Origin of the sequence: Acetonema longum DSM 6540, from assembly GCF_000219125.1 — a bacterium.
Taxonomy (GTDB): Bacteria; Bacillota; Negativicutes; order Sporomusales; family Acetonemataceae; genus Acetonema; species Acetonema longum.
This window is the reverse complement of the sequence record NZ_AFGF01000224.1, coordinates 1-3167: the sequence shown is the minus strand read 5'-3', so window position 1 is coordinate 3167 and position 3167 is coordinate 1. Positions and strand designations below refer to the sequence as shown.

Here is a 3167-nt window from a genome sequence, read left to right as displayed (position 1 = left end):
ATCCCGAAAACAGTGTCGTTGCTGTCGGCAGCGCCGCGGTGGGAGGCAAGCAGCTGACGGTGATCGCCGGTCCCTGCTCGGTGGAAAGCGAGGAGCAGATTGTCGGCATTGCCCGGCAGGTGAAGGCAGCGGGCGCCACCATGCTGCGCGGCGGCGCCTTTAAGCCCCGTACCTCTCCCTATAGTTTTCAGGGAATGGGGGCAGATGGCCTTGCGCTTTTAAAAATCGCCCGACAGGAAACCGGGCTGCCGATTGTGTCTGAGCTGATGTCGGTGCACCTGCTGGATCGCTTTGTGGATTCTGTCGATGTCATCCAGATCGGGGCGAGGAACATGCAGAATTTTGACCTGCTCAAAGAAGTGGGCCGGACTACCAAGCCTGTGCTGCTCAAACGCGGCCTCAGCGCCACCATTGAGGAATGGCTGATGTCCGCTGAGTACATCCTGGCGGAAGGCAACCAGGACGTCATCCTCTGCGAGCGGGGAATCCGCACTTTTGAAACCTATACCCGCAATACCCTGGATATAAGCGCTGTCCTGGCACTGAAGCGGCTCAGCCATTTGCCGGTGATAGTGGATCCCAGTCATGCAGCCGGCATGTGGTGGATGGTTGAATCGCTGTCCAAGGCAGCGGTTGCCGTTGGGGCCGACGGCGTGATGATCGAGGTTCATAACGATCCGGCCAATGCAAAATGCGACGGGGCTCAGTCTATCAAGCCGGAGCGGTTCGCCTCCCTGATGCAGTCGCTGCGGGAACTGGCCAGGCTGGAAGAACGCATTATTTGAGACAGGGAGGCGGGACCATGGAAAGGATCACGGTAGAACTGCCGGCCAATTCCTATGACATCTGCATTGAAAACGGCCTTTTTGCCCGGATGGGCGGGCTGCTCCGCCGGCAGACCGCCGGCAGTAAGGCATTAGTGGTCACCGATGCGACGGTTGACGTCTTATACGGCAAGACGCTGGTTGAAAGTGGCATGGCAGCCGGCCTGCAGGTGACGAAAATCGTGATTCCAACCGGCGAGGCCAGTAAGTCGCTGGCCATGCTGGGAGAACTGTACCGGGGGTTTGCTGACGCCGGGCTGACCCGCGGCGACCTGGTGATCGCCTTTGGCGGCGGGGTGGTGGGAGATCTGGCCGGCTTCGCGGCGGCGACCTATTTGCGCGGCATCCCTTATGTGCAGATTCCCACGACACTTTTGGCGCAGATCGACAGCAGCGTGGGCGGCAAGACGGCGATCAACCTGCCCCAGGGCAAGAATCTGGCCGGGGCTTTCTACCAGCCGGCGGCTGTCCTTATTGATCCGGCATTCCTTGACAGCCTGCCGCCGCGCGTGCTGCGGGACGGGATGGCGGAGGCGGTCAAATACGGCGCGATCGCCGACCGGGACTTGTTTGAGCAGCTGGCCGGCTATCGCAGCCGGGAGGATTTCCTGCGCCAGGCGGAACGGGTGATCGCGATCTGCTGCCGCATCAAGCGGGATGTAGTGGAAGAAGACGAAAAAGACACCGGCAGGCGGATGATTTTGAATTTTGGCCACAGCATCGGTCATGCGATTGAACAGGTCTATCAGTATCAGACCTATACCCACGGCGAGGCGGTGGCCATGGGCATGGCTCAAATCACGGAGCATAGCGAGAGGATCGGCTTGAGCCGGCCGGGAACGACGGCCAGGATTCAGGCGGCGCTTAGAGGGCTGGGGCTGCCGCTCCGCCCCGCAGTCTGGGATAAAACCGCCCTGCTGGCCGCTATGGCCCGGGACAAAAAGAATACGTCAGACGGATTGCAGCTTGTCGTTCTCCCGGAAATCGGCCGGGCGGATGTGATCAGGGTCGGTTTGGATGCTGTTGCAGCTTGGTTGTAGAATGGGTAAGAAAACTCCTAAATGCTGATAGGAGGATGGCAATGATGCGTTTTTACGGTTTATTGGGAGAGACTCTGTCTCACAGCCTGTCGCCCGAGATTCACGGGTACCTCTTCCGGCGGTTGAACATAGAGGCAGCCTACGTTTTATTTCCCGTAGCGGCCGACAAACTGGCCGAGGCAGTAAACGGGCTGCGCCTGCTGGGTGCCGGCGGGGTCAATGTTACCATACCCTACAAGATAAGCATTGTTCCCCTGCTGGATGAGCTGTCGGTTGAGGCGCGAATGCTGGGCGCCGTGAATACCGTCCTGTTCAGGGACGGGCGGGCCATCGGTTACAATACCGACTATGACGGGTTCGGTCTGATGCTGCAGCAGCATGGAATCGCTGCGGCAGGAAAAACGGCGGTTGTACTCGGGACCGGCGGCGCCGCCCGGACGGCGGCATACTGGCTGCGCGACCACGGGGCGGCGGCTGTGAAACTGGTCAGCCGCCGCCCGGCAGGGACGGAGCCGTTTGAAACTCTGCCCTATGACAGGCTTAAAGTACTGCCGCCAACCGACCTATTGGTGAATGCCACTCCTGTAGGCACGTATCCGCATACCGAGGAGACGCCGCTTGACCGGGACTTGCTGTCCCGTTTCGCCAACCTTGTCGATCTGATCTACAATCCGCCGGAAACCCGGCTGCTGCGGGAAGCGCGCCAACAGGGAATTCCGGCGGTAAACGGCCTGACTATGCTGGCGGCCCAGGCCGTAGCGGCCGAGGAGATCTGGCAGGGGCGCAGCCTGGCGGGGGAATTGCTGGAGCCGCTGGGCGATTTTTTGGCCGGCTTGCCGGAGCGCACCCCGAATCTGGTGTTGATCGGTATGCCGGGCAGCGGTAAGAGCACGCTGGGCGTCTGGCCGCGGACCGGCTGAAGTGGGAATTCTGCGACACCGACGCCTATGTCGAACAGCGCGCCGGCCGGTCTATCCCGGACATTTTCCGTCTGGAAGGCGAGGAGGCATTCCGCCGGCTGGAAACCGAGGCAGTGCGCGAATTCAGCCAGCGGCGGCGGGTGGTCATCGCCACCGGCGGCGGCATCGTAACCCGCCCGGAAAATATGGCCTTGCTGGCTGCCACCGGCCGGCTGATATACCTTGACCGCCCGCTGGAACTGATTGCGGCTGCCAATCTGACCGGCAGGCCTTTACTGGGCGGCGACAACAGCAGGCTGCACCGTCTTTATGAGGTAAGAAAGCCGCTGTATGAGCGGTATGCCCATGACCGGGTCCTGAACCAGTATCCGCTGGAGCGGGTG

4 protein-coding genes are annotated in these 3167 nt (G+C 61.1%); all 4 read left to right on the top strand.

The genetic code is table 11. The annotated features are described in order from the left end of the window. On the top strand, positions 1-785 hold a 785-nt coding region (gene aroF, locus ALO_RS17455), incomplete at its 5' end, for a 3-deoxy-7-phosphoheptulonate synthase (protein ID WP_004098760.1). A 17-nt stretch (positions 786-802) separates the two neighbouring features. Beyond that, on the top strand, positions 803-1864 hold the full coding sequence (gene aroB, locus ALO_RS17450) for a 3-dehydroquinate synthase (protein WP_004098758.1): 1062 nt from the start codon (positions 803-805) through the stop codon (positions 1862-1864). 41 nt (positions 1865-1905) lie between these two features. Further along, positions 1906-2784, top strand: coding sequence for a shikimate dehydrogenase family protein (locus ALO_RS17445; protein ID WP_050807045.1), 879 nt, complete (start codon positions 1906-1908; stop codon positions 2782-2784). Beyond that, positions 2766-3167 (top strand): shikimate kinase (locus tag ALO_RS21065; protein WP_169313156.1); only part of this gene is annotated, 402 nt, incomplete at its 3' end. The genes ALO_RS17445 and ALO_RS21065, both read left to right, overlap by 19 nt.

Coding starts and splice junctions, on each gene's coding strand:
- aroB (WP_004098758.1), top strand. CDS start 803: ATGGAAAGGATCACGGTAGAACTGCCGGCCAATTCCTATGACATCTGC.
- ALO_RS17445 (WP_050807045.1), top strand. CDS start 1,906: ATGATGCGTTTTTACGGTTTATTGGGAGAGACTCTGTCTCACAGCCTG.